Annotated in this window: 20 protein-coding genes; 9 read left to right on the plus strand and 11 right to left on the minus strand. The window is 66.4% G+C overall.

All coding sequences use genetic code 11. The features are described 5' to 3' along the window. Positions 1 to 65: 65 nt before the first annotated feature. Positions 66 to 833 carry a class I SAM-dependent methyltransferase gene (locus A5781_RS02040; protein ID WP_197503649.1) on the minus strand — a complete coding sequence of 256 codons (768 nt, stop codon included), beginning with the start codon at positions 831 to 833 and terminating at the stop codon, positions 66 to 68. A 231-nt stretch (positions 834 to 1064) separates the two neighbouring features. On the opposite strand from A5781_RS02040, the gene A5781_RS02045 reads away from it, so the two are divergent. Beyond that, positions 1065 to 2381 carry a UDP-glucose/GDP-mannose dehydrogenase family protein gene (locus A5781_RS02045; RefSeq protein ID WP_067200368.1) on the plus strand — a complete coding sequence of 439 codons (1317 nt, stop codon included), beginning with the start codon at positions 1065 to 1067 and terminating at the stop codon, positions 2379 to 2381. Between the two features lie 9 nt (positions 2382 to 2390). Beyond that, positions 2391 to 3344 carry a UDP-glucuronic acid decarboxylase family protein gene (locus A5781_RS02050; RefSeq protein ID WP_067200371.1) on the plus strand — a complete coding sequence of 318 codons (954 nt, stop codon included), beginning with the start codon at positions 2391 to 2393 and terminating at the stop codon, positions 3342 to 3344. On the opposite strand, the gene A5781_RS02055 is transcribed toward A5781_RS02050, so the two are convergent. Genes A5781_RS02055 through A5781_RS02085 form a run of 7 tightly spaced genes read right to left on the minus strand, consistent with a single transcriptional unit; the run spans position 3319 to position 11456 of the window. After that, entirely contained in the window at positions 3319 to 4527 is a 1209-nt protein-coding gene (locus A5781_RS02055) for a glycosyltransferase family 4 protein (protein WP_067200375.1), read from the minus strand. The genes A5781_RS02050 and A5781_RS02055 overlap by 26 nt on opposite strands. Beyond that, the gene (locus A5781_RS02060) at positions 4517 to 5476 is read right to left on the minus strand and encodes an NAD(P)-dependent oxidoreductase (RefSeq protein ID WP_067200379.1); all 960 of its coding nucleotides are present in this window, start codon (positions 5474 to 5476) and stop codon (positions 4517 to 4519) included. Before A5781_RS02060 ends, A5781_RS02055 begins: the two co-directional genes overlap by 11 nt. Positions 5477 to 5530: 54 nt before the next feature. After that, the gene (locus A5781_RS02065; protein WP_067200383.1) at positions 5531 to 6589 is read right to left on the minus strand and encodes a glycosyltransferase family 4 protein; all 1059 of its coding nucleotides are present in this window, start codon (positions 6587 to 6589) and stop codon (positions 5531 to 5533) included. A 13-nt stretch (positions 6590 to 6602) separates the two neighbouring features. Further along, on the minus strand, positions 6603 to 8063 hold the full coding sequence (locus tag A5781_RS02070) for an oligosaccharide flippase family protein (protein ID WP_067200385.1): 1461 nt from the start codon (positions 8061 to 8063) through the stop codon (positions 6603 to 6605). 6 nt (positions 8064 to 8069) lie between these two features. Further along, a complete protein-coding gene (locus A5781_RS02075) occupies positions 8070 to 9572 on the minus strand; it encodes a sugar transferase (protein WP_369817666.1) in 1503 nt (500 codons plus the stop codon). A gap of 38 nt (positions 9573 to 9610) precedes the next feature. Next, positions 9611 to 10183: a dTDP-4-dehydrorhamnose 3,5-epimerase family protein gene (locus A5781_RS02080; RefSeq protein ID WP_067200390.1), complete on the minus strand. Its 573-nt coding sequence runs from the start codon at positions 10181 to 10183 to the stop codon at positions 9611 to 9613. Positions 10184 to 10229: 46 nt separating this feature from the next. Next, positions 10230 to 11456, minus strand: a complete 1227-nt coding sequence (locus A5781_RS02085) for a PPE family protein (RefSeq protein WP_067200394.1) — start codon at positions 11454 to 11456, stop codon at positions 10230 to 10232. Positions 11457 to 12167: 711 nt separating this feature from the next. On the opposite strand from A5781_RS02085, the gene A5781_RS02090 reads away from it, so the two are divergent. From A5781_RS02090 to A5781_RS02100, 3 genes are all read left to right on the plus strand, one after another. After that, the gene (locus A5781_RS02090; protein WP_067200397.1) at positions 12168 to 12845 is read left to right on the plus strand and encodes a TetR/AcrR family transcriptional regulator; all 678 of its coding nucleotides are present in this window, start codon (positions 12168 to 12170) and stop codon (positions 12843 to 12845) included. Positions 12846 to 12974: 129 nt separating this feature from the next. Then, complete coding sequence (locus A5781_RS02095; protein WP_067200400.1) at positions 12975 to 13676, plus strand: TetR/AcrR family transcriptional regulator; 702 nt, start codon at positions 12975 to 12977, stop codon at positions 13674 to 13676. A gap of 105 nt (positions 13677 to 13781) precedes the next feature. Then, complete coding sequence (locus A5781_RS02100; RefSeq protein WP_067200404.1) at positions 13782 to 15779, plus strand: hypothetical protein; 1998 nt, start codon at positions 13782 to 13784, stop codon at positions 15777 to 15779. 266 nt (positions 15780 to 16045) lie between these two features. Here A5781_RS02100 and A5781_RS02105 read toward each other — a convergent pair whose 3' ends face one another. The 3 genes from A5781_RS02105 to metG form a co-directional block, all read right to left on the minus strand. Continuing rightward, the gene (locus A5781_RS02105) at positions 16046 to 16408 is read right to left on the minus strand and encodes a PAS domain S-box protein (RefSeq protein ID WP_067200408.1); all 363 of its coding nucleotides are present in this window, start codon (positions 16406 to 16408) and stop codon (positions 16046 to 16048) included. Positions 16409 to 16581: 173 nt separating this feature from the next. Further along, complete coding sequence (locus A5781_RS02110) at positions 16582 to 17172, minus strand: TetR/AcrR family transcriptional regulator (protein WP_067200411.1); 591 nt, start codon at positions 17170 to 17172, stop codon at positions 16582 to 16584. A gap of 95 nt (positions 17173 to 17267) precedes the next feature. Further along, entirely contained in the window at positions 17268 to 18809 is a 1542-nt protein-coding gene (gene metG / locus A5781_RS02115; protein ID WP_067200414.1) for a methionine--tRNA ligase, read from the minus strand. A 19-nt stretch (positions 18810 to 18828) separates the two neighbouring features. Here metG and A5781_RS02120 point away from each other — a divergent pair, with 19 nt between their 5' ends. The 4 genes from A5781_RS02120 (at position 18829) to A5781_RS02135 (ending at position 22898) form a co-directional block, all read left to right on the plus strand. After that, complete coding sequence (locus A5781_RS02120; RefSeq protein WP_067200416.1) at positions 18829 to 19680, plus strand: TatD family hydrolase; 852 nt, start codon at positions 18829 to 18831, stop codon at positions 19678 to 19680. A 166-nt stretch (positions 19681 to 19846) separates the two neighbouring features. Then, on the plus strand, positions 19847 to 20974 hold the full coding sequence (locus tag A5781_RS02125; protein ID WP_197503651.1) for a resuscitation-promoting factor: 1128 nt from the start codon (positions 19847 to 19849) through the stop codon (positions 20972 to 20974). Further along, the gene (rsmA, locus tag A5781_RS02130) at positions 20938 to 21891 is read left to right on the plus strand and encodes a 16S rRNA (adenine(1518)-N(6)/adenine(1519)-N(6))-dimethyltransferase RsmA (RefSeq protein WP_067200423.1); all 954 of its coding nucleotides are present in this window, start codon (positions 20938 to 20940) and stop codon (positions 21889 to 21891) included. Before A5781_RS02125 ends, rsmA begins: the two co-directional genes overlap by 37 nt. 50 nt (positions 21892 to 21941) lie before the next feature. Continuing rightward, positions 21942 to 22898 carry a 4-(cytidine 5'-diphospho)-2-C-methyl-D-erythritol kinase gene (locus A5781_RS02135; protein ID WP_067200426.1) on the plus strand — a complete coding sequence of 319 codons (957 nt, stop codon included), beginning with the start codon at positions 21942 to 21944 and terminating at the stop codon, positions 22896 to 22898. Positions 22899 to 22941 lie beyond the last annotated feature (43 nt).

The raw sequence follows: 22941 nt of genomic DNA on the forward strand, positions 1-22941 counted from the left end.
GGCTGAATTCGCTTATCGCCCATCGTGTTTGCGGACAGCGAAACGGGAGCCGTCGCGGGGTGGAGTCACTTGACTACCTCGAACAGCCAGTGATGACCGCGCGCCGTGGCCAGCGGGCGGAACTCCCGTGGCGAGCGGGCCATGAGTTCCTTGAATGCCCGCATCTCATGATCGCGGTCGGGGAACTCATCGAAGTAGATCAGCGTACCCGGCTTGAGAAACGGCTCCGCCCAACTCAGCACCGTGGCAGCGCTGGAGTACACGTCGCAGTCGACGTTGATAATCAACTGGTCGTGTTCGGGGACGTCGAACTTCGGGAGGCTGTCGTCGAACCAGCCGACGACGAACGAGACGCGGGCATCGTCGATCTTCGGCGGCTCGCCACCGACGTCGAAGTGGCCGGCTCCCAGGCCGGGCCGCCAGTCCTGCGGCAGGCCTTCGAAGCTGTCGAAACCGATCAGCCTCGCTTCAGGATGCGGGAGGTGCTGCGACCACCACCGCATCGAGCGGCCCTCGAACACACCGAATTCGAGGTACAGGGGCTTTCGCCCGCAGACCTTGGCCAGCGCTCGCTCGAACAAGGCAAAATGGTCGGCGACGACGTCTACCGTTGGATTGGAAAAATCGTGCGCCAGCCAATGGCCGAGCTCGAGGTAACTGAGCACGGAACGCAGATTCGCCAGCCGGCTGGACGTCACTCGACGGCCGGCCTTCATCAGCGATAGGCGGACTTTGGCTTTTGCCGTGCCGCCGACTCGATGACCCAGGTTTTGGAGGAGCCCGCGGGTTGGCGCAAATGGCATCCGGTCGCGCTCGGCATCCGCTTTAGGCACGCACAACACCCTATCGGACCTGGGCTGTCGCCAAAAACCCATTTGGACAAAGATTCCCGCTGTCCCGAGCCGGTGGCGTGCCCTGGGTCGGCTGCCGATTCGGGTTGATGTCGAGGTTAGAGAATCGGGGAAATAAAACACCGGGATCGGCTACGAAGCTAGATGAAAAGTGCGCGTGCACCGCTCGCTTGCGGGACTATTGGGCGATCGTCGGGAAGCGAAGGTGTCGTCTTGAAGATTTCGATCATCGGATGCGGGTACGTCGGGCTCGTCACGGGCGCTTGCCTGGCCGACAGCGGCAACGACGTGGTGTGTGTCGACATCGACCAGGCGAAGGTGGACGAGCTTCTGGCCGGCGGGGTTCCGATTTACGAACCCGGCCTCGCCGAGCTGATCGCCCGGAACCGGGAGAACGGCTCCATCGATTTCACGACCGACCGGCGGCGGGCGATCGAACACGCCGACGTCGTCTTCATCGCCGTCGCGACGCCGACGAGCGAAGGCGGCGAGGCCGACCTGTCCCACGTGCACGCGGCGGCCGGCGACATCGGGACATACCTGGATCGCTACAAGGTCATCGTCGACAAGTCGACCGTCCCCGTGGGCACCGCCGACCAGGTCCGCGAGATCATCGCCGCCAAGACCTCGCAGGAGTTCGACGTGGTGTCCAATCCCGAGTTCCTCAAGGAGGGCACCGCGGTCACCGACTTCATGAAGCCGGACCGGGTGATACTCGGCAGCGACTCCAAACGCGCGGTGGAGATCATGCGGGAGCTCTACGAGCCGTACCTGCGCACCTTCCACCCGCTGATCGTCATGGACATCAAGAGCGCCGAGATGGCCAAGTACGCGGCCAATTGCTTTCTGGCCAACAAGATTTCGTTCATCAACGAGATCTCCAACCTCTGTGAGAAGGCCGGGGCCGATATCGGGGCGGTGCGGGAGGCCATCGGGGCAGACCGGCGGATCGGCTACGAATTCCTGTTCCCGGGAGTCGGCTACGGCGGGTCCTGTCTGCCGAAAGACGTTCAGGCCCTGATCCATACCGCCGCCGGGCTGGGCGTGGACATGCGGGTGCTGCGCGCCGTCGACCAGGTCAACACGGAGCAGAAGGCAACGCTGGTCGCCAAAATCGTCGCCCACTTCGGGGACGGACGGCCCGCGGGCGACCTGACCGGCCTGCGGGTTGGCGTGTGGGGCCTGAGCTTCAAGCCGCAGACCGACGACATGCGCGAGGCGGCCTCGCTGGTGATCGTGCGGCGGCTGCTCGAGCTCGGCGCGACGGTGCGGGCATTCGACCCGGAGGCCAGCGCGCGAGCCAAAGAGGCGCTGGGCGACTCGATCGAATACGCCGGGAACATGTACGAGGCGGTTGAGGGCGCCGACGCGCTCGTCCTGGTTACCGAGTGGAAGCAGTTCCAGCGGCCGTCGTGGCAGCGCGTCAGGTCGGTCATGCGGGGCCACGTCGTCTTCGACGGTCGAAACATCTATGACCCCAGGCGGTTGCGCGCCGAGGGTTTCGAGTACTACGGCATGGGCCGCCACTAGGCTGGGTGGATGAGAGCCGTCGTCACCGGCGCCGCCGGATTTCTCGGATCCCACCTCTGCGATCGCCTTCGGCGCGACGGCGTCGAGGTGGTCGGTCTGGACAACTTCTACACCGGCAGGCGCCAAAACCTCACCCACCTCGAGGGTGACCCGGGGTTCAGCTTCTTCGAACACGATGTCACGCGGCCGCTGGACGCCGCTGCGGTGGCGGGACCGCTGGACCTCGTCTTCAACATGGCCTGCCCGGGTTCGCCGTTCGCATTCCAGCGCGACCCCGTGTTCACCCTCGACACCAACTACCTCGGTACGAAAGTTCTTCTCGAGCTGGCGCTCGAGAAGGGGGCGATCATGCTGCAGGCCTCCACCAGCGAGGTCTATGGCGATCCCACCCTCCATCCGCAGACCGAGAGCTATTGGGGCAACGTGAACTGCTTCGGCCCGCGCGCCTGTTACGACGAGGGCAAGCGGGTCGCCGAAACGCTGATGCTCGAATATGCGCGCCGCTTCGACGCTCGGATCAAGGTCGTCCGCATCTTCAATACCTACGGTCCCAGGATGGATCCCGAGGACGGGCGGATCGTCTCGCAGTTCATCGTCCAGGCCCTGCGCGGCGAACCAATCACCGTCTTCGGCGACGGCAGCCAAACCCGGTGCTTCTGCTATGTCGACGATTTGATCGACGGGCTGGTGAAAATGGCGACCGGCGATCCGTCGTTCACCGGTCCGGTCAACCTCGGTAGCCAGGATGAACTGACCGCCCTGGAGGTCGCGCGCACCATCAAGGAGATGACGGGCTCGTCGTCTCCTATCGTTTTCCAGGCCCTGCCCGAGGACGACCCGAAGAAACGCAAGCCGGATCTCACCCTCGCCGAGTCGAGACTCGACTGGCGCCCGCTAATCCCGTTCGGACGGGGCGCCGAGTTGACGATCGAATACTTCAGATCCGGCGGGCTTGGGCGATGACTTCGCGGTAGGCGCAAACAGTGCGGTCGGCAACGGATTTCGGGTCGAATCGCTGTTGCGCCTCGATGCGTACGCTGTGTTCGATCCGTGCTCTGAAAGCGTCGTCGTCAAGCATTCGGCGGATGTGGTCGGCGCAGGCCGCGACGTCGCCGTACGGAAACAGGAGCGCGGTGCGGCCGTCCTCGACCATGTCCGGAATGCCGCCGACGCGAGACGCGATCACCGGCAGCCCACACGCCATGGCTTGTGCGACAACTTGCGGAGTGGTCTCTTCGCGCGAGCCCATCAACAGGACTTGCGCGCGCGCATATTCATCGAGCAGTTCTTCGTGACTGATGGGTCCAAGGAGTCGTACCCGCCCTTTCAGGCCGCATTCTTCTATCGCCCGCCGGACTTCGAGCTCGCTGCCCGGATCCGCGATGGGGCCGGCGACCCTGAATTCCAGGTGCGGCCACCACGGCTCGTCATGAACGCGGCCACGATCATTGACGACCTCGCCGATCGCGCGCACGAGATGGTGCACGCTCTTGCGCGGCACGAGGGACCCGACGAAGAGCGCTCGGCCGGATTCTGGTGCGCGCTGTATGCGAAAGAAGTCGTCTTGGATCGGGTTCTCGATGAACCGGCAGCGCGCCGTCAGCATCGGCCCGTAAACCTGCGCCAGATACGGCGAGATGACGATCATGTCCCGGGCGCGCCGGAACACCTCCCGCTCCATGTTGGCGACAGCGCGTTTCTTCAGCGCCCCCAGGACGTCCCACCGGTTCTTTTGCAGCAAGCGGCTTTCGATGAAGAGCACGCCGTGCGGTGTGATGATCGTCGGCGCCCGGCTGGCCAACGCGCCGAGCGCGTGGCGATCCTGGCCCTGGCCGTGCACAACATCGGGATTGATGGAACGAATCACCGCCGCCAGGCGCGGCACGTCGTTGCTGCGCAGCGTCACCAATCGCGGCAGGTTCAGGCGCTTGACGTAATGGACGTGCAGTGCGCCGGTCTGCCGGTAGGTCGTGGTCACGTCGTTCATCGCACTGACGACGTGGCACTCGACGTCGGAACGGGCCGCCAGCGCATGCGCCAACGTGTATGTCACCGACTGCACCCCGTTTTGCACGGCCGCGCCCTCGTCGATGGGGTAGTCGCCCACCAGGGCGACCCGCAGCGGGCGCGCGGAATCAGCAGGCACCGCGGCTGTCCCGAAGCTCGATATCCGGGTACTCGGCGAAGATTTTGCGGGCCGTGTCCTCGCTGAACGGCTCCGCCGCGCGGCCGATGGTGCGGCGCAACCGCTGCGTATCGGGACACAGGAACGGCCGATCGTTGGGGCGCTGACGCTCGGGCACCGACGTGAAGTCAACGGGGAAGGGCAGGACGGATGCGAGGATACTCAGCGCCTCCCGAACCTCGATCGCCTTGCCGGATCCGATGTTGAGTATCTCCAGTCCTTCTACCTGCGCGACGGTGTCGACGATCGCGGTGCCCATCGAGTCGACATCCACGTAGTCGCGCAGCGGCCAGAGGTTTCCGACTTCCACTTCACGCTTGCCCTCCTGCGCGATCTGGCGGGTGACGTCGGCGAGCATGTGCGGATTGGTTTCGCGCGGTCCCGCGGCGTTGAACAGCCGCCCGATCACCAGCGTGCGAAAGCAGCCCGTGGATTCGAAATAGCGCACGCACAGCTGCTCGGCGACGAACTTGGTGTGGCCATAGACATACACCGGCCCGGTCGGATCAACTTCCCTGTGGGGCAAGAAGTTCGGATGATAGACGTCGCCGGTGGATGCGAAGAAGAATGCTTGGACGCCGTGCCGGCGCGACGACTCCAGCACGTTCAATGTGCCGTTGACGTTCAGGGCGTACGCCTCGTAGATGTGCTCCTCGCACCAGGGGACGAAGTGTTGCGCTGCCAGATGAATGACGTTCTGCGGCTTGATGTCGCGGAACACCCGATCGCAGGCATCGGCGTCGCGGATGTCCTGCACGATCAGCGTCGGCTTGCGGACCGCGCCCTGCCATCGGTCTTTTCCGAGTGAAAGGTCGTCCATGACGAAGACTTCTGCGCCTCGTTCGAGCAAGGAGTTGACGACCGATGACCCGATGAATCCGCAACCGCCGGTGACCAGATACGTGCTCACGTTTCTATCCTTTCGCGCCCGTACAGTCCGATACGCGCGCCGCCCGGTGTCCAGTCAACGTCGATGCCCCATCACCTCGTCGATGACCTCCAGGAAGCGATCCGCGACAAGGTCGACGGCGCATTGGCGCTCGTAGTGGCGCGCCGCGGTGGCCCCGTGCCGTGCCGCCGTGGCCGGGTCGGCCAGGGTGTCGAAAGCGGCGGCCAGGCCGGCAACGTCGTCGACGCCGATCGGGGGACAGTCCGGCGGTTGGTATTCGGGCGGCCCGCCCTCGGTGGACACGATCGGCATGACTCCCAACTGCATCGAGAGCACCTGCACGCCGCTTTGCGTGGCGCGCCGGTAGTGGGCGATCGAGCCCTTGGCGGTGGCCAATGTCGTGACGACATCGCAGTAGCGGTAGCCGCCGCGACGCCACTGCGTGTGTGCGGGCAGCGTATCCGCGTCCAGCGCACCGTCGCCGATCAATATCAGGTCGTCACCGCGCCAGCCGCCGCCTTCGACGTGGCGTCGCCACGCCTGCAGCACCACGTCGACGTTCTTGTACGGATTGAGCCGGCCGAACATGACAAAGTCGTGGCGCCCACCGGCGTCCACGAACGGCGGGACCCGGTCCAGGTCGAGATCGCTGGCAAGCGGCACCACGTGCACCGGCGTGCCCGCCACGTCGCGGCGCGTCGCGACCGCGCGGGCGACATAGTCGCAATAGGCGACGGTGGCCGCCGAGCGGGCGCCCCAGCGGTCCAGCACCGCACGTTCGTAGGACGGCAGCGCCTCCACGGGGTCGTGGGGGCGATCGTCGTGGATCACCTGGATGCGGGGCGTCCGCCCGGCCAGCGCGATCCAGCGTGGATCGCGGACCTGCTCGGCGATAACGACGTCCGGCCGGAATTCGCGCACTCGTCGCCAGGCCCTGAGGGCCGGGGGCCATGTCGCCGCCGAAAGGAATCGCGGCTCGAGCACCAACTCGTAGTCGCGGGCGGCGTCTGACTCCGGGTGCCGGTCGGAGGTCACCAGCAGCACGTCCGCCCCGTGCCGCATCAGCGCCTCGGACTGCACGCGCACCGCCGGTCGCGTCCAAGGCGAAAGCCAAAGGACCCGAGGCGATTTCATTCGCGCCAACCGCTCACGCCAGGCTTTCTTGGCGCAACGACCTCAGGTTCGACCAGGTGAGCGGGCCGACCGCCGCGCTGGTTGCCAGGTAGACGGCAACGGCGGCCAGCAGCGTCAGGACCACATGTTGGCCCGAAAGCAGCAGTGTCGCCGCGACGCTCGCGCCCGTGGGTAACAGGACCCGCGCCAAGAACATCACCGGCGTACGGTAACCGCACCGGCGGCGCAGCCACCAGCTGCTGAACAGCATGTTGAAAAATTCGGTACACACCAGCGCGATACCGGGACCGATGGCGCCGAGCCGGCCGTCGAGGGCCAGATTCAACGCGACGTTGACCGCGAGCGTGGCGACCGTCAACCACAGCAGGACTTTTTGGTGATGGCTGGCGACCAAACCCTGGCCGAGGGTGCCGCCGACGAACCGCAGCGCCGCCGCGACGAACAACAGCGCCAGCGTCGGCGTTCCGCGTGCGACGAACGCCTTGTCGCCGAAGAACGCGATCAACGGCCCGGCCAACAGCGCGCCGACCACGGCGACGGGGACCGCCACGAAATACATGAGCTCGACGCTGCGGCGCAGAAAGCGGGCGAACGCCGCCACGTCACGCGCGTACAGTTCGGTGCCCGTCGACAGCGTCGCCTTGAGGAAGACCAGCGACACCACGATGGTGTTGAACGCGACCGTCAAGGCCAACCCGTACACGCCCACCTCGGAGTGGGTGCTCAGCAACGACAGGATCACACCGTCGGCGCGGGTGTACAGGATCCCGACGACCAGGAATCCGATCAGGGGCAGGGTTTCCCGCAACAGGTCGGCGGCCTCGCGGAGCGCGAACACGGGGCGTACCGAGATGTGCCGCATCGCCGCGGCGCCCTGGATCACCAGCTGCACCGCCGGCGGGATCAGCTGCGCCACCGCGAACCAGATGACGCTCGAGCGCGTGGACACCAGGACGGCGACCATGGCCAGGGTGGCCGCGCGGGCCGTGACGTCGGAGATGGCCACCGCGGAGAACCGGACGGTGGCCAGAAACACCGGCTCGAAGCGGGTGGTCATGGTCTGCAGCAGCAGGCCCCCGGACAGCACCACAAGCATGACCCGCACGTCGAAGTCGTGATAGACGAGCAATCCCGACCCGGCCGCCAACGCCGCGAGCGGGACGCAGTAGATCAGGGCCAGCCCACTGTTGACGCGCACCAGGCGTTCCAGGTCGCCGCGGCCGGAGGTCACGCGCCGGACGATCACGGTGGCGACACCGAGATCGGCAAAGCTGTTCCACATCCCTACGAACGCGACCGCGATGGACAGCTGGCCGTAGCGCCCCGGACCCAGGTAGCGCGCGGTCATCGCGACCGAGGCCACCGAGGCCACCATTCCCAGTGCCCGGCAGATCAGTTGAATCGAGAACGCGTGAGCCATCCGCGAGAGCGGCACCGACGGGACGACCGCACCAGGCGTCGTCGGCTCAGTCATGACTCCCTAGTATGCGCCGTGACTGGTGAGAACGGCCTTGATCGTCTTGGCGATGATCATGAGATCGCCCGACATCGACCAGTTGTCGACATACGACAGGTCCAACCGCACCGACTCTTCCCACGAAAGCTCAGACCGGCCGCTCACCTGCCACAGTCCGCTGACGCCCGGCTTCACCAGCAGCCTGCGCCGGACATCGCCGTCGTAGTTCTCGACCTCTCGCCGCAACGGTGGTCGCGGCCCGACGACGCTCATGTCCCCCGTGAGCACGTTGATGAACTGCGGCAGCTCGTCGATGCTGAACCTGCGCAATATCCTGCCGACCGGCGTCACTCGTGGGTCTTCGCGCATCTTGAAGAGCACGCCGCCGGCGCTTTCGTTCAGCGTCAGCATGTGCTCGATCTGGGTGTCGGCACCGACGGTCATCGTCCGGAACTTGAGCATCGTGAACGGCTTTCCATCGATGCCGATCCGTTCGGACGGGTAGAACACCGGCCCCTTGCTGGTGAGCTTGATGGCGACGGCGGCCGCGGTGAGAATGGGCGCCGCCGCGATGAGGGCCGCCAACGAGAACACGAAGTCGAAGGCCTGCTTCTGAAAGCGTTGCGTACCTTCGTATTGCGGCTTCTTGACGTGCAGCAACGGCATACCGGCGGTGGGCCGAAGGGTCAACCGCGTCTCCGCCACGTCCATCACCCCGGGCGACACCACGACGTCGACGTCCATCGTCTCCAACTGCCACATCAGCTCTCGGATCCCGTGCATCCCAAAGTGATCCGTCTGGGTGACCGCCACGGTGTCCGCGCCGCAGCGCTGAATCGCGGCCACCGCGTCGGTGACGTCACCGAGAATCGGTGCCGCGCGGCCGCTGAGGGTGAGGGTATTGCCCCGCGGTCTCCCGTAGCCGGGAATGCAGACACCGACCACGACGTAGCCGTCCAGTGGGTTGCGCGACAGTTCGTGGGCAAGATGGGAAACCGCCTGGCGGTCCCCGATCGCCAGGACGGTCGTCTGGCATTGGCCGTTCGCGCGCATCTGGCGGATGTGCTTGCGCCACAGGCTGCGACTCCCCAGTAAGCCTATGGTCCCGACGGGAAGCGCGATGGCGAGATAACCGCGGGCCAGGTCGACCTTGGCGAGCAAAGTCACCATCGCGATGATTCCGAACGTCCAGAATGACGCGCTGCCGATGCGCCGGTACTCGTCGATGCCGGCACCGATGACTCGCGGTGAGCGCGTTTGGAATACCGCCAGCGATGACAGCCACAGCGCCGCGAACAGGAATGACAACATCGTCATCACGACGTCCGAGTAACCCGAGGTGTTGGCGATTTCGCCGAATCGGACGTACTGCGCGAGCAACACCGACGCGCACACGATCACGGTGTCGCTGATGCGCAGGTGCTGCGAATACTGGTGCTGCCAGCGCCGGACGGCATTCCCCGCGGGGGAGGGCGCCGGAGCGGCGGTGATGGGTAAAGCGCTGGTTTGGTGGCGAGCCGACGGCATCATGCCGGCAGGCACGACATCCACCAATTCCCGGGTCATCAACGGCTTAGACATGACGCTGCCCTCTCGATTGGCGTGAAGGTCGGCGTTCGCGATGGCCAACTGGCGTCTCGCTCGGAGATGACCGTGACCGGCAGCGGCCACCCAACCCCGAATTCCGGGTCGTTCCAGTGGAATCCCTGCTCGTCGGACGGCACCCGCTCACCGCTGATGTGGTAGCTGACCTCGGTGTCGTCGATCAGGGTTTGGAAGCCGTGCGCGACAAACGGCGGCAGGAACAGCGCCCGGTAGTTGTCCGCGCTCAGCTCGACCATCACGTGGTCGCCGTAGGTCTGCGACCCGGGGCGGATGTCCACCGCAACGGCGGCGATCGCGCCGCGGGTGCAGCGGACCAGTTGGGTTTGGGCGTACGGCGGCACTCGATGGTGCAGGCCCCGCACGGTGCCACGGGTGTAGTTGAAGAAGATATTCGTCTGGGTGACGTCGAAAGTCAGCCCGCGGCTGGCGAATTCGTCGGCGCAGAAGGAACGGGAGGAGAAGCCGCGGTGGTCGCGTTGCGGTTCGAGGTCAACGATCGTCACGCCGGCGATCTGGGTGGGCGTGTACTTCACTCACCGCCCCTTCCGTAACGAGTGCTTGGTCGGTTCATGTGTTGGCCTATGCGTATCCACCGGACGGCGGGCGTGTCATCACGGTGGGGATGACCCCGTACCGGGGCCCAAGGTTCTTGCCCGACGCGGCGGCCAGGCGCGGCAGCGACCCCATGATGCTGGGCGGGGTATTGGCACCGGCGAGACTGATGGTCGGCAAAGCGGAAGCGGCGCTGTGCGCCGCCGGGATCACGCTGGTCCAACTGGCCGGCACCGCCAGCGGGCCCAGCGAGGCCGCGCTGCCCAGGCTGCCGATCACGCCGGATCCGAGCGAGCTTGCCGCGCCCGCGCCCGCGCTTGCCGCGCCCGCGGCGGCGCTCGCGGCCCCCGAGGCGGCAGCGCCCGCAGCGTTGGTGGCCGCCATCGCGCCGCTCGCCAAGCCCTGCCCGGTTTGGGCCATGCCGAGGATGGATGACATGCCGTACAGCGGGGTCGCTGCGGCCATGAAGTAGGTGGGAAGGGAGCTGGGGAGGCTGGATACGAGGCTCGACATGAGCGACGAACTGGCGGAGTCGGTCGCTGTGGTCACGGTCCCGGCCGCGCCGGCGCCGGCGTCGGTGAGGGTGGCGGCGCCGGCTGTTATCGGCGACGAAAGCCCGTGGAGGGCGTTGGGCACCGAGGACACCACGTTCGAGAGCGAAGTATGGGTCGCCGTCAACGTTTCGGCCTGGGCGAGGGCGCTGCTCTGGCTGGCCACCCCCGCCGGGTTGGTGACGTCCGGCGGCGGGCTGAACGGGGTGACCTCGCACGCGGTGGCCGAACCCGCGGCGTACGCGTACATGGCCGTGGCGTCCTGCGCCCACATCTCGCCGTATTCGGCTTCGGTGGCCGCGATCGCCGCCGAGTTCTGGCCGAAGAAATTGGTGGCGATCAGCGTCGCGAGCTGGACCCGGTTAGCGGTGACGGCCGGGGGAGGAACGGTCATCGCGAAGGCGGCTTCGTAGATTTCGATGGCGAGCCTGGCTTGACCCGCCGCCTCGGCCGCACGCGCGGCCGCGCCGGCGGTCCACGCCATGTAGGGAGCGAAGGCGGACGCCATGGTCAACGACGAGGGACCCATCCAGCGTCCGGTCGTCAATCCCGCGATCACCGACCGGTAACAGCTTGCGGCGGAATGCAATTCGGCGGCCAGGCCGTCCCAGGCCACCGAGGCGGCCACGAGCGAGACGGGACCGGGACCGGCATACATCCGCGCGGAGTTGAACTCCGGGGGAAACGCGCCGAAATCGATCACTTCAGGCCCTGCCCTTATCGGCGGCCCCGCTCGCCGCACGCGAAGCCCCGCTGACTCCGGAAGGAGGCAGATCGGCTTCGGCGGTGGGCGCACCGTACTGCAACACCGGCATTCCGCAACCAAACATACTTAAAGTATGGAATAAGACCATGCCGCTAGCGAAGAGTATTTCGCCTGCGACGGCGAAGGCACTTAGTCCTTTCCCTGGTGGTCCACCTGTTGACGCTGCCCGCGCACGTGGCCTCGTGGTCACGACCGGCATCTACGTCTCCTCACAACGTGCAGGTGGCCCGGGACCGGGCGTATTGGCTGCTCAAATGCCTGAACCGTGGGTCCGGGGCGTCCCAGGCTACAAACTGACAAACTGATAATAGCCTATAAACCATACTAATAGTTTGTAAAGATGCTGTGATCCGCACTACAGGTATTTACGGGGCCGTCAAGTCGGGCGCCTCCGGCTGCTAATCTCAGAAACGGCCCAAATACTGCCCGGGGGTGGCCGGTCGGTTTCGCTTCAGACCGCCGAAGAACCGAGGTGTATGCCCTGCTCATCAACCTGATGGCGATCGACCAGGTCAGGGTCGCAGCCCCCGACGAGGACGCTCGCGTTGTCCGGCCCGACGTGCGAAGCCCCGGCATTCCTGCCGGGTTCACGCCTTCACATGAGGGTCGCGTCTGCGCGCGGCCGATGAGAACTGAGCTGGCATCCCGATGACGACCCACTCGACCGATGGACGCGCCGACGCGACGCGGCGACAGATTCTGCGGGCCGCGTCCCATCAGTTCGCGCGCCGGCCGTATCACGACGTCGGTCTCGACGACATCCTGGCCGAGGCTCAGCTGACCAAAGGCGCGATGTATTTCCACTTCAAGTCGAAACACGCCCTGGCGGTGGAGCTCATCGACAAGGAGATCGCCGCGGCCACCGTAGCGGTGGAAGACCTGTTGACGAGGGGGCTTTCGGGCCTGGAAACCCTCATCGACTTCTCGTACCTGATCGCCGTCCAAGACATCAAGACGGATCTGGTCAGGGCCGGCCTGAATCTGATCGAGTCGGTCGGGCAGCCGGAGGGTCTGCAGGACACGTTGCTGAGCGGATGGGTGGAAGCCCTGTCGGGGGTCGTCCAGCAGGCCATCGACGAGGGCGACATCGGCGAGAACTGCGATCCCCACGACGTCGGCCGCCTGATGGTGTCCCTGCATATGGGGCTCCGGAAAACCAGCAATCTGGACGACCCGGAAAGATTCCTGCTCGACCTGGAGAGATGCTGGATCCTCATCCTGGGCGGCATCCTGCAACCGGACCGAACCGATTACTTCCGCCAATTCCTAAGGCGCCGTGCGGCGCTCGCCGTCAACGCCAGTGCGACCGAAGAGGATTCGCCGTAACAGCAGCGAGGCCGGCCGGACGGCACGCTCGCGGTGGCCGCGGCTGCTAACGTTGGACGTCTTGCCGGTCGATGTGAGATCAGAGTGACGGCGTTCTCGCATCCATCGCGGATCTGGAGGAGCAATACGATGCCGCGCCAGGTCCGATCCGAAGCCACTCGGCGCAAGATTCTCGATGCCGCGATCGAGGTGTTCGGCGAAGTCGGATATGCGGCCGCCGGGTGGGGGGCGATCATCGAGCGGACGGGCATGACCAAGGGCGCCCTGTATCACCACTTTGATTCGAAGGAATCGCTGGCGTCGGACATCCTCAAGGAGGGCTCCGATGCTCTTCTCGCCGCTTTCCGGAACGTGTGTGGGTCGTCATCGCCGGGGCTGGAGAACCTATTGCACGGTGCCTTCACCATCGTCGAAGTGCTGAATTCGGACAAGATGGTTCGCACCGCCGAGCAATTGGCCTCTGCCTTAAGCGGATTGAACGAGGCCGCCGCGGGCTTCTACGCCGACCTGGCAGCGAAGATCGCTGAGGAGGCCAGGAGAGCGATCAGCGAAGGAGACCTTCGCCAGAATGTCGACCCCGAAGTGCTCTCCGAGTTCCTGGTCGGGGCGATGTTCGGAACGCGGTTGGTATCCAATGCGATAGCGCGTCATGACGCGAACAGGGGCGTCGGCGTCGACATCGCCGGGCGCCTGCGCCAGATCTTGGAACTCCTGCTGCCCGGCACCGTCACGGAAGCGTCACTCCCTTATTTCCGGCAATTCCTTGGTCGCGAAATGATGCGCCATAACCCGGCCGGTGCCGCCCGCACCGACGCCTCCACGGAGGCCTGATCGGCTGGAGCTCCGCGTACCGAAGGTCGGGCCGGATGTGCCACACCCTCTTTCGCGGTCCTGTAGAAGATGATTCGGTAAGTGGGACTTGACGCGCATCCAACGATGCATACTGTTTCGGTGATGTACCCGAGACGTCTGGCCAAAGCGGTGGCGGTCGCCGCTGTCTCTGGATTATTGGTGATGAGCGCTCCGGCATCGTGGGGTGCGCCCGGCGACCCGGCTACGGCGACGGACTCGCCGACCCTGTCGCTGACCGACATCGGGTCCGCCCCCACCCTGGAGTTCTGGGGCGTGACAAGCACCCAGCAGCTGACCGTGCCCGTGCTGCACGGTCTGACACCGACGGCACTGAACGCCACCGTCGAATTACCGATCAATTTGCGCTCCGGCATGCTCACCGTGGCGCAGGGTGAGCGGACTCTTGCCCGGCTGAATCTGCCGTCCGCCGACCAGACGCCGATCGTCATTCCCCTGGCAGGCGCGGAAGTCAACGACAACTGGTTGACCGTGACGCTGCGTTCGTACGTGGTGCCGTTGGACGGATACTGCTTGTACCCGGAGAGCCCGCTGCGTCTGGCCAACGGGACGATCACCTACACCGGGGTCGAACTGCCGCCCACTACGGTCGCCCACTTCCTGCCACCGGTGCTGCGTAAGCTCTCCATCTTCCTGCCCCAGTCGCCGTCACCGAACGAATCGGACACGGCGATCCAACTGGCCGCGTCCGCGGCCGCGCGCTACGGCAGGCAGAACCCCGACATCGCCGTGATCCCGTTGGCCGAAGGGCAGGCCGCGCCCCCGACGCCGCCGCAACCGCTGGAACGTCAGATCGTCGTGAAAGAGGGCCCCGACAACGGCCTTTCCCTCCAGGGCGCTTCCGGGGTGCCGTGGCTGCTGATGTCGGGACCGCTCGGCCAGTCCGATGAATCGAACACAGCCGTGCTGTTCAACGACGTGTCGCAGCTGGCTCTGTCTTCCAGAGCGGCGGTGGAAGAACTCAAGCCCAGCCTGCAGCAGCCCGGCAACGCCGTCACGCTGCGCGAGCTCGGGCAGCCGGTCCTCAACTCCACGTCGCTGCAACCGCGGGTGTCGATCGGAGTCGACCAGACCCGGTTCGCCAGGTCCGTGCACGACGTGCGCGTGCATCTGTTGGGCTCCTACACCCCGACGCCGGGGAACGTCGCCGGCCAGATCGCCGTGACGATCGGCCCCGAAACCATTGACCACTGGCCGACGGACGGCCACGGCACCATTGACCGCTGGGTCGACGTGCCCGATCGGCTCTTGCAGCGATACACGAGCCTCGACCTGGTACTCGACGTCGCTGCCAACACCGGCCACTGCGGCGACTTCTACAACGTCGGGCCCGGTAACCAGCTCCTGACGGTGAATATCAACGGAGACAGCACTATCCAGAGCAGTCCCGCCGCACCACCGGTGCCGGACGGCTTCCAGTCGGTGCCGCAGTCGTTGATGCCCCGGATGCAGGTCGGCATCGAGGCGCACTCGTTGATCGACACGGTGCGCGCGATCAGCATCGTGGTGGGCCTGCAGCGCATAAGCTCCGTGCCGCTGTACACCACGGTCACGAGTGCGCAGCAGGCGATCGACTCGTCGGATCCGGCGATCGTGATCGCCGCCGACGGATGGAATCACTCCAATGTCGCGCTGCCGGTGTCGGCGGGGCCCAGCGGGCCGATCACGGTCAATGCCGTCGAATCCAACGGCAAGCCCGCCAAGCTCACGCTTGACCCTGATCTTCGGTTCGCTTCTCTCCAAACGGTTTTCAACAAGGGAAGGTCGCTTTTGGTGGCGACATCCAACGGCGCCCCCGCGCAGCTCGACGAGCTGCTCCGATGGCTCAGTGGCGACAACAAGCGCTGGCAACGGCTCAAAGGCGTCGCGGTGGTGTCCGCGCCGGGCGGGCGGGATCCGGTGGCCGTCGAGCACTCGCCCGGGGCCGGCCCGGCCGCGGGGTCGCAGAGCCACTCGGATCTTGGCTGGCTGTGGTGGTTCGGCGCGGGCTGGATCGCCGTGGCCATCGTCGGCGCCGGGGTGATCGTGTGGCGCACCCGGCGCGAATCATGGCGGCGCCGTTAGCATTTGGCGCTTGATGGCGCGAATCAGGGACGTGGCGACGCGTCCGGCCATCAAGAACGATCACCTTCGAGGATGGCACCGCAACGTCGTCACCCCCGCGGTCCCGATGCTGCGCGAGCAAGGCGCTCGGACGCGAGGCTAAATGCCGCGCCTGGCGGTGGCCAGCGACGCGTCGTTCGGCCACTTCCGGCTGATGGTCTCCGGCGGCCTGCCGGGCCGCTACCGGGGACGGCGCGAGACGGCCGCCGCGACCAGCTGCTGAAGGGCTAGCGGTCCTCTTGCCACAGCTGCTCGGTCAGATCCTGGAAAGCCGCGAGGACGAATTGGTCGTCGGCTCGCATCGCTGCCGACTTGCTCATCAGGGCCCGCACGACCGAGCCGTCCTTGTGCGCCAGTTCGACGACCATGTTCGCCAGGGAGTGAACGACCGATAACAACGATTCCGAGGCCGGTGCCTGATGGAAGATCTGATGGAACCGGAGCGACAAGACCTCCTCGGGCTCGTAGCCCATCATCTCGGCGAACGCGGCGTTGGAAAACAAGATGGCGCCGTCATGTTCGATGGCCAGGACGGGAATCGGGATCCGCTCGAGCACAACAAGTGCCGGCAGCTGCTTCAAGGTCGTCATCGGCGAATCCCCATGTTGCCGATTACGTCGTCGCTCCACCGGCCGATTATGGCGCATAACATAGGCTATACACGAGGTCTTCGCCCAGATGAGCGCGCAGAACATGGCGGGCCGTCCTGTTTGGGCACTCGATTCGGAAAGCTGCGACGGCGTCTGGAGCTGGCGTGACCGCCTCACCTCGTCCGTGTGCTGGCGTCGCAGAACCCGCTGATCAGCATGTCGACCCGGCCGGCGTGCTCGTCTGGGCGCAACCGGCCGCTGCGGTCGAGGGTGACCAGGCCGTGCAGCGCGGCCCACACCACCTCGGTCAGCGTGTCGGGGTCCCGTGTGCCCGCGACCATGTCGACCGCCGCCCGCAGTTCGGCGAAGGCCGCGGTCAGCTCGGCAGGGGTGTCCGCGGCGGCGAACCGCAGCGTTGTCGTGCGGGTGAACATCGCGTCGAAGAGTGCGGGATTGTCACGGGCGAACCCGATGAACGCGTGGGCGACTCGGGCCAGCGCGTCCCGGCCGTCGGTGGCGCCCTGGCGCGCGGTGCGGAGCGCGTCCGCGAGTTCGCCGAATCCCTCGACGGCGACCGACGCCGCGATGTCTTCCATGCCCGAGAAGTGCTTGTAGAGCACCGGTTGGCTGTATTCGATCTCGGCGGACAGCCGGCGGGTGGTGACGGCGTCCCAACCTTCTTGTTCGGCCAGCTTGCGCGCCGTGGCGGTGATCAGCCGACGGCGGGCAGCTCGTTCGCGTGCCCTGCGGTCTTCGATAGCCATACACCCATACTAGCGCCGATATGAGCGCTAGCGTTGCTATTCGCACAAACGCAAGTGCGGGTTGGTATTGCTGACAGCGGCCGGAGCCGGGGCGGCTAGTCGACTTGGTAGCGCGGGAAGACGCCGGTCGGCGCCGGCAGTGCCGTGCCGGAGGCCAGCCGGGTGCCGATGGCGTCGAAGCTGCGCCGCTCGGGCGGTTGGCCGAGCAGATCGAGCAGCTTGCCCCCCGAGTCGGGCATCACCGGCTGAATCAACAGCGCCGCGATGCGAACCGCTTCGCACGTGGTGTAAAGCACTGTCGCGAATCGCTTCTGGTCCGCTTCCGACTCGCTCTTGCGCAGCACCCACGGCTGCTGAGCCGAGAAGTATCTGTTAGCCGCACCCAGCATCAGCCAGATCGCCTCCAGCGCCAGATGCATTGCCTGACTGTCGAATTCGGCGCGAACACGATCGAGCAGGCCGTCGGCGATGTCGAGCAGGTCGGTGTCGTCGGCGGTGAATTCGCCGGGGAGCGGCACCACTCCGTCCAGATTCTTGGCCACCATGGACAGCGATCGTTGGGCCAGATTGCCCAGCTCGTTGGCCAGATCGGTGTTGATCCGGGTGATGATGGCGTCTTCGCTGTAGCTGCCGTCCTGGCCGAACGGGACCTCCCGCAACAGGAAGTAGCGGAGCTGGTCCACGCCGAAGGTATCGATCAGGGCAACTGGGTCAACGATATTGCCCACCGATTTGCTCATCTTCTCGCCACGGTTAAGCAGGAACCCGTGCGCGAAAACCCTTCGCGGCAACTCGATCCCGGCGGACATCAGAAACGCCGGCCAGTAGACGGTGTGGAAACGGATGATGTCCTTGCCGATCATGTGCAGATCGGCGGGCCAGTAGCGCCGGAACAAATCCGACTCGGTGTCGGGGTAGCCCACCCCGGTCAGGTAATTGGTCAGCGCGTCGACCCAGACGTACATGACGTGGTCGGGATGATCGGGTACCTTCACGCCCCAGTCGAATGAGGTGCGCGAGATCGACAGGTCGCGCAGGCCGCCGGAGACGAAGCTGACCACCTCGTTGCGCCGACCCTCGGGCGCGATGAATTCCGGATTGGCGTCATAGTGGGCCAACAATCTGTCGGCATACGCCGACAACCGGAAGAAGTAGGTCTGCTCCTCGGTCCAGGTCACCGGCGTGCCGGTCTCGACGGCGACCCGGGTCCCATTGACCAGGGCGGTCTCGGATTCGACGAAGAAACGCTCGTCGCGCACCGAGTACCAGCCGGAGTAGCTGTCCAAGTAGATGTCGCCCGCCGCCTCCATCCGCCGCCAGATCGCCTTGGACGCTTCGTGATGGTCGGCGTCGGTGGTCCGGATGAACCGGTCGAAGGAGATGTTCAGCTTCTCCTGCAGCCGTTGGAACGCGTCGGAGTTGCGCCGCGCGAGCTCGGCGGTCGGTACGCCTTCCGCCGCCGCCGTCTCGACCATTTTGAGGCCGTGCTCGTCGGTGCCGGTCAGGAAACGCACGTCGAAGCCGTCGAGTCGCTTGAACCGGGCGATGGCGTCGGTGGCGATGTACTCGTAGGCATGGCCGACGTGCGGATCGCCGTTGGGGTACGTGATCGCGGTCGTGACGTAGAAGGGCCTCATCGAGAGTCCACCTTATTGTGTGCGCGTGAGCTCCAACCGACGAGAACGAGAAGCCCCGCCCGCGCCGGAACCGCTGGCACCCCTGGTCGACGCCCACACTCACCTCGACGCCTGCGGTGCGCGCGACGCGGAGGACGTGCGCGCCATCGTGGACCGCGCCGCGGCGGTCGGGGTGAGGGCGGTGGTCAGCATCGCCGACGACCTGGACTCGGCGCGGTGGGTGACCCGGGCCGCCGAATGGGATCCGCGGGTGTATGCCGCGGTGGCGCTGCATCCGACCCGCACCGACGCGCTGGACGACGACGCGCGCGCCGAGATCGAACGGCTGGTGGCGCATCCCAGGGTGGTGGCCGTCGGCGAGACCGGCCTGGACCTGTATTGGCCCGGGCGCCTGGACGGTTGCGCGGCCCCGGAGACGCAGCGGGAAGCCTTCGCATGGCATATCGACCTGGCCAAGCGGTGCGGGAAACCCCTGATGATCCACAACCGGGACGCCGACGCCGAGGTGCTGGACGTGCTGGCGGCCGAGGGCGCCCCCGACGCCGTGATCTTCCACTGCTTCTCGTCGGATGCCGCGATGGCCCGCCGCTGCGTGGACGCCGGATGGTTGCTCAGCCTGTCCGGGACGGCGAGCTTCCGCAACGCCCGCGACCTGCGGGAAGCCGTTCCGTTGATACCGCTGGAGCAGCTGCTGGTGGAAACCGATGCGCCGTTCCTGACGCCGCACCCCTACCGCGGGGCGCCGAACGAGCCGTACTGCCTTCCCTATACTGTGCGAGCGGTCGCAGAACTGGTCGGTCGTCCAGCCGAAGAGCTGGCACAGGCCACCACGAACAACGCGAGGCGGGTCTACGGACTGGACCACGGTTAACACGCCGAACTTGGCGATTCCGTAAGCAAACTCGCGCCGGAGTTGCTCAACATTGGCCGGTTCGTTACCGTCTTGTGATCGAAAGGGTGGGGCCTACGGGCCCTTATTTGTCGCTAGGTGCTGATTAGGTCGTTGGAGAGCTTGCTGTGGTCGGGATAGACGCGCGTTGACTGTATTAACAAAACTTCATCAGACCCCATCTCCGATGTTGCGGCTCGTTGTCGGAGGACTGCTAATAGTTCTGGCATTCGCCGGTGGGTACGCGGTCTCCGCGGCTAAGACCGTGACGCTGACCGTCGACGGGATCGCGATGCGGGTGACGACCATGAAGTCGCGGGTGATCGACATCGTCCAAGAGAACGGCTTCGCCGTCGACGAGCGCGACGACCTGTACCCCGCCGGAGACGTCAAGGTGCACGACGCCGCCAACATCGTGCTGCGGCGCAGCCGGCCGCTGCAGATCTCGCTGGACGGCCACGACACCAAGCAGGTGTGGACGACGGCGTCGACCGTCGACGAGGCGCTGGCCCAACTCGCCATGACCGACACCGCACCCGCGGCGGCCTCCCGTGGCAGCCGGGTCCCGCTGGCCGGGATGGCGCTGCCCGTCGTCAGCGCGAAGACGGTCCGCATCAACGACGGCGGCGCGACCCGCACGGTCCACCTGCCGGCACCGAACGTCGGGGGGCTGCTCAGCGCCGCCGGCGCGCCGCTCCTCGAGGGGGATCAGGCGGTGCCCAACGCGGCGTCGCCCATCGTCGACGGCATGGAAATCCAGGTGACCCGTAACCGGATCCAGCGGGTTACCGAGCGGATGCCGTTGCCGCCGAATGCCCGTCGGGTCGAGGACCCGGACATGAACATGAGTCGCCAGGTGGTCGAAGACCCGGGCGCCCCGGGCACCCAGGACGTCACGTTCGCGGTGGCCACGGTCAACGGGGTCGAGACCGGCCGGTTGCCGATCGCCAACACCGTGATCACCCCGGCCCGTGAGGCCGTGGTGCGGGTGGGCACCCGGCCCGGCACCGATGTGCCACCGGTCACCAACGGATCCATCTGGGACGCGATCGCGGGCTGCGAGGCCGGCGGGAACTGGGCGATCAACACCGGCAACGGCTACTACGGCGGTGTCCAGTTCGACCAGGGCACCTGGGAGCGCAACGGCGGGCTGCGGTTCGCTTCGCGCGCCGACCTGGCCACCCGCGAAGAACAGATCACCATCGCCGAGGTGACCCGAGAGCGCCAGGGTTGGGGCGCGTGGCCGGTGTGCAGCGGAAGAGCTGGTGCCAACTGACCATCCGGCTGCTCGGTCGCACCGAGATCAGGCGGCTTGCCAAAGAACTTGACCTTCGCCCACGGAAATCCCTCGGGCAAAACTTCGTTCACGACGCCAACACAGTCCGCCGGATCGTCTCGACTTCCGGGATCGGCCGTTCCGACCACGTCCTCGAGGTGGGCCCCGGACTGGGCTCACTCACGCTGGCCCTGCTCGACCGCGGCGCCACCGTCACCGCCGTCGAGATCGACCCGGTGCTGGCCGATCGGCTGCCGCAAACCGTCGCCGAGCACTCGCGCAGCGAGATCAACCGGCTCACCGTGCTCAACCGCGACGTCCTGACACTTCGGAATGACGAGTTGGCCGCCCAGCCCAACGCCGTCGTCGCCAACCTGCCTTACAACGTCGCGGTGCCGGCGATCTTGCATCTGCTCGCCGAATTCCCGTCCATTCAGACCGTGACCGTCATGGTGCAGGCGGAGGTGGCCGAACGGCTGGCCGCCGATCCGGGTGGCAAGGAATACGGCGTGCCAAGCGTCAAGGTCCGCTTCTTCGGCGCGGTTCGGCGCTGCGGCATGGTGTCGCCGACGGTCTTCTGGCCGATTCCGCGCGTCTATTCCGGGCTGGTTCGCATCGACCGCCACGCCACCCCGCGGTGGCCCACCGACGAAGCCTTCCGGCGTCAGGTATTCCAGCTGGTGGACATCGCGTTCGCGCAGCGGCGCAAGACGACTCGCAACGCGTTCGCGGAGTGGGCCGGCTCGGGCAACGAGTCGGCGAACAGGCTGTTGGCCGCCAGCATCGACCCGGCCCGTCGCGGTGAGACCCTGTCCATTGAGGACTTTGTGCGGCTGTTGAGGCGATCGGCCGACCCGGCCGACACCACCGCCACGGCCGGGCCGCCCGCGGCCGAACAGCAGCATTCCCCGAGCTGATTGCGGCGCCGCTGCGTGTACTTGACCGGCGGCAGCGATAGTCTGCTGCGGTGTCCGCATCTGACGGCAATACCGCCGCCCAGTGGTTGCCCACCGGGTCGGTCACCGTTCGGGTGCCCGGAAAGGTCAACCTCTATCTGGCGGTCGGCGACCGCCGCGAAGATGGCTATCACGAGCTCACCACCGTTTTCCAGGCCATCTCCCTGCTCGACGAGGTGACGGTCCGCAACGCCGACGTGCTGTCGCTCGAGCTCGTCGGCGAGGGCGCCGACACACTGCCCACCGACGAACGCAACCTCGCCTGGCAGGCCGCCGAACTGATGGCCGAACACGTCGGCCGGGCGCCCGACGTGTCGATCATGATCGACAAATCCATTCCGGTGGCCGGCGGGATGGCCGGCGGCAGTGCCGATGCGGCCGCGGTGCTGGTCGCGATGAACTCGCTGTGGGAGCTCAACGTGCCCCGGCGCGACCTGCGCATGCTTGCCGCACGGCTGGGTAGCGACGTGCCCTTCGCCCTGCACGGCGGCACCGCGCTGGGCACCGGCCGCGGCGAGGAGTTGGCCACCGTGTTGTCGCGCAACACCTTCCACTGGGTGTTGGCCTTCGCCGACGGCGAGTTGCTGACCCCGGCGGTGTTCGTCGAGCTGGACCGGCTGCGGGAGGCGGGGGACCCGCCGCGGCTTGCCGGCCCGGGCCCGGTGCTGGCGGCCTTGGCCGCGGGCGACCCGGAACAGCTGGCGTCACTGCTGGGCAACGAGATGCAGGCGGCCGCGGTGAGCCTGAATCCGAAGCTGCGCCGGACCCTGCACGCCGGGGTCGAGGCCGGTGCGCTGGCGAGCATCGTGTCCGGCTCGGGCCCGACATGCGCCTTCCTGTGCGCCTCGGCCGCCTCGGCGGTCGACGTGGGCGCCCAGCTGTCCGGGGCGGGCGTCTGCCGCACGGTACGGGTCGCCAGTGGGCCGGTCGTGGGGGCGCGTGTGGTGCCGACGCCCACCGAAGTGTGAAAAACAACCCAAAATTTGGATTCGTTTGGGCTGTTCCCTAAGA

Origin of the sequence: Mycobacterium sp. 852002-30065_SCH5024008 (assembly GCF_001665645.1) — a bacterium.
Taxonomy (GTDB): domain Bacteria; phylum Actinomycetota; class Actinomycetes; order Mycobacteriales; family Mycobacteriaceae; genus Mycobacterium; species Mycobacterium paraffinicum.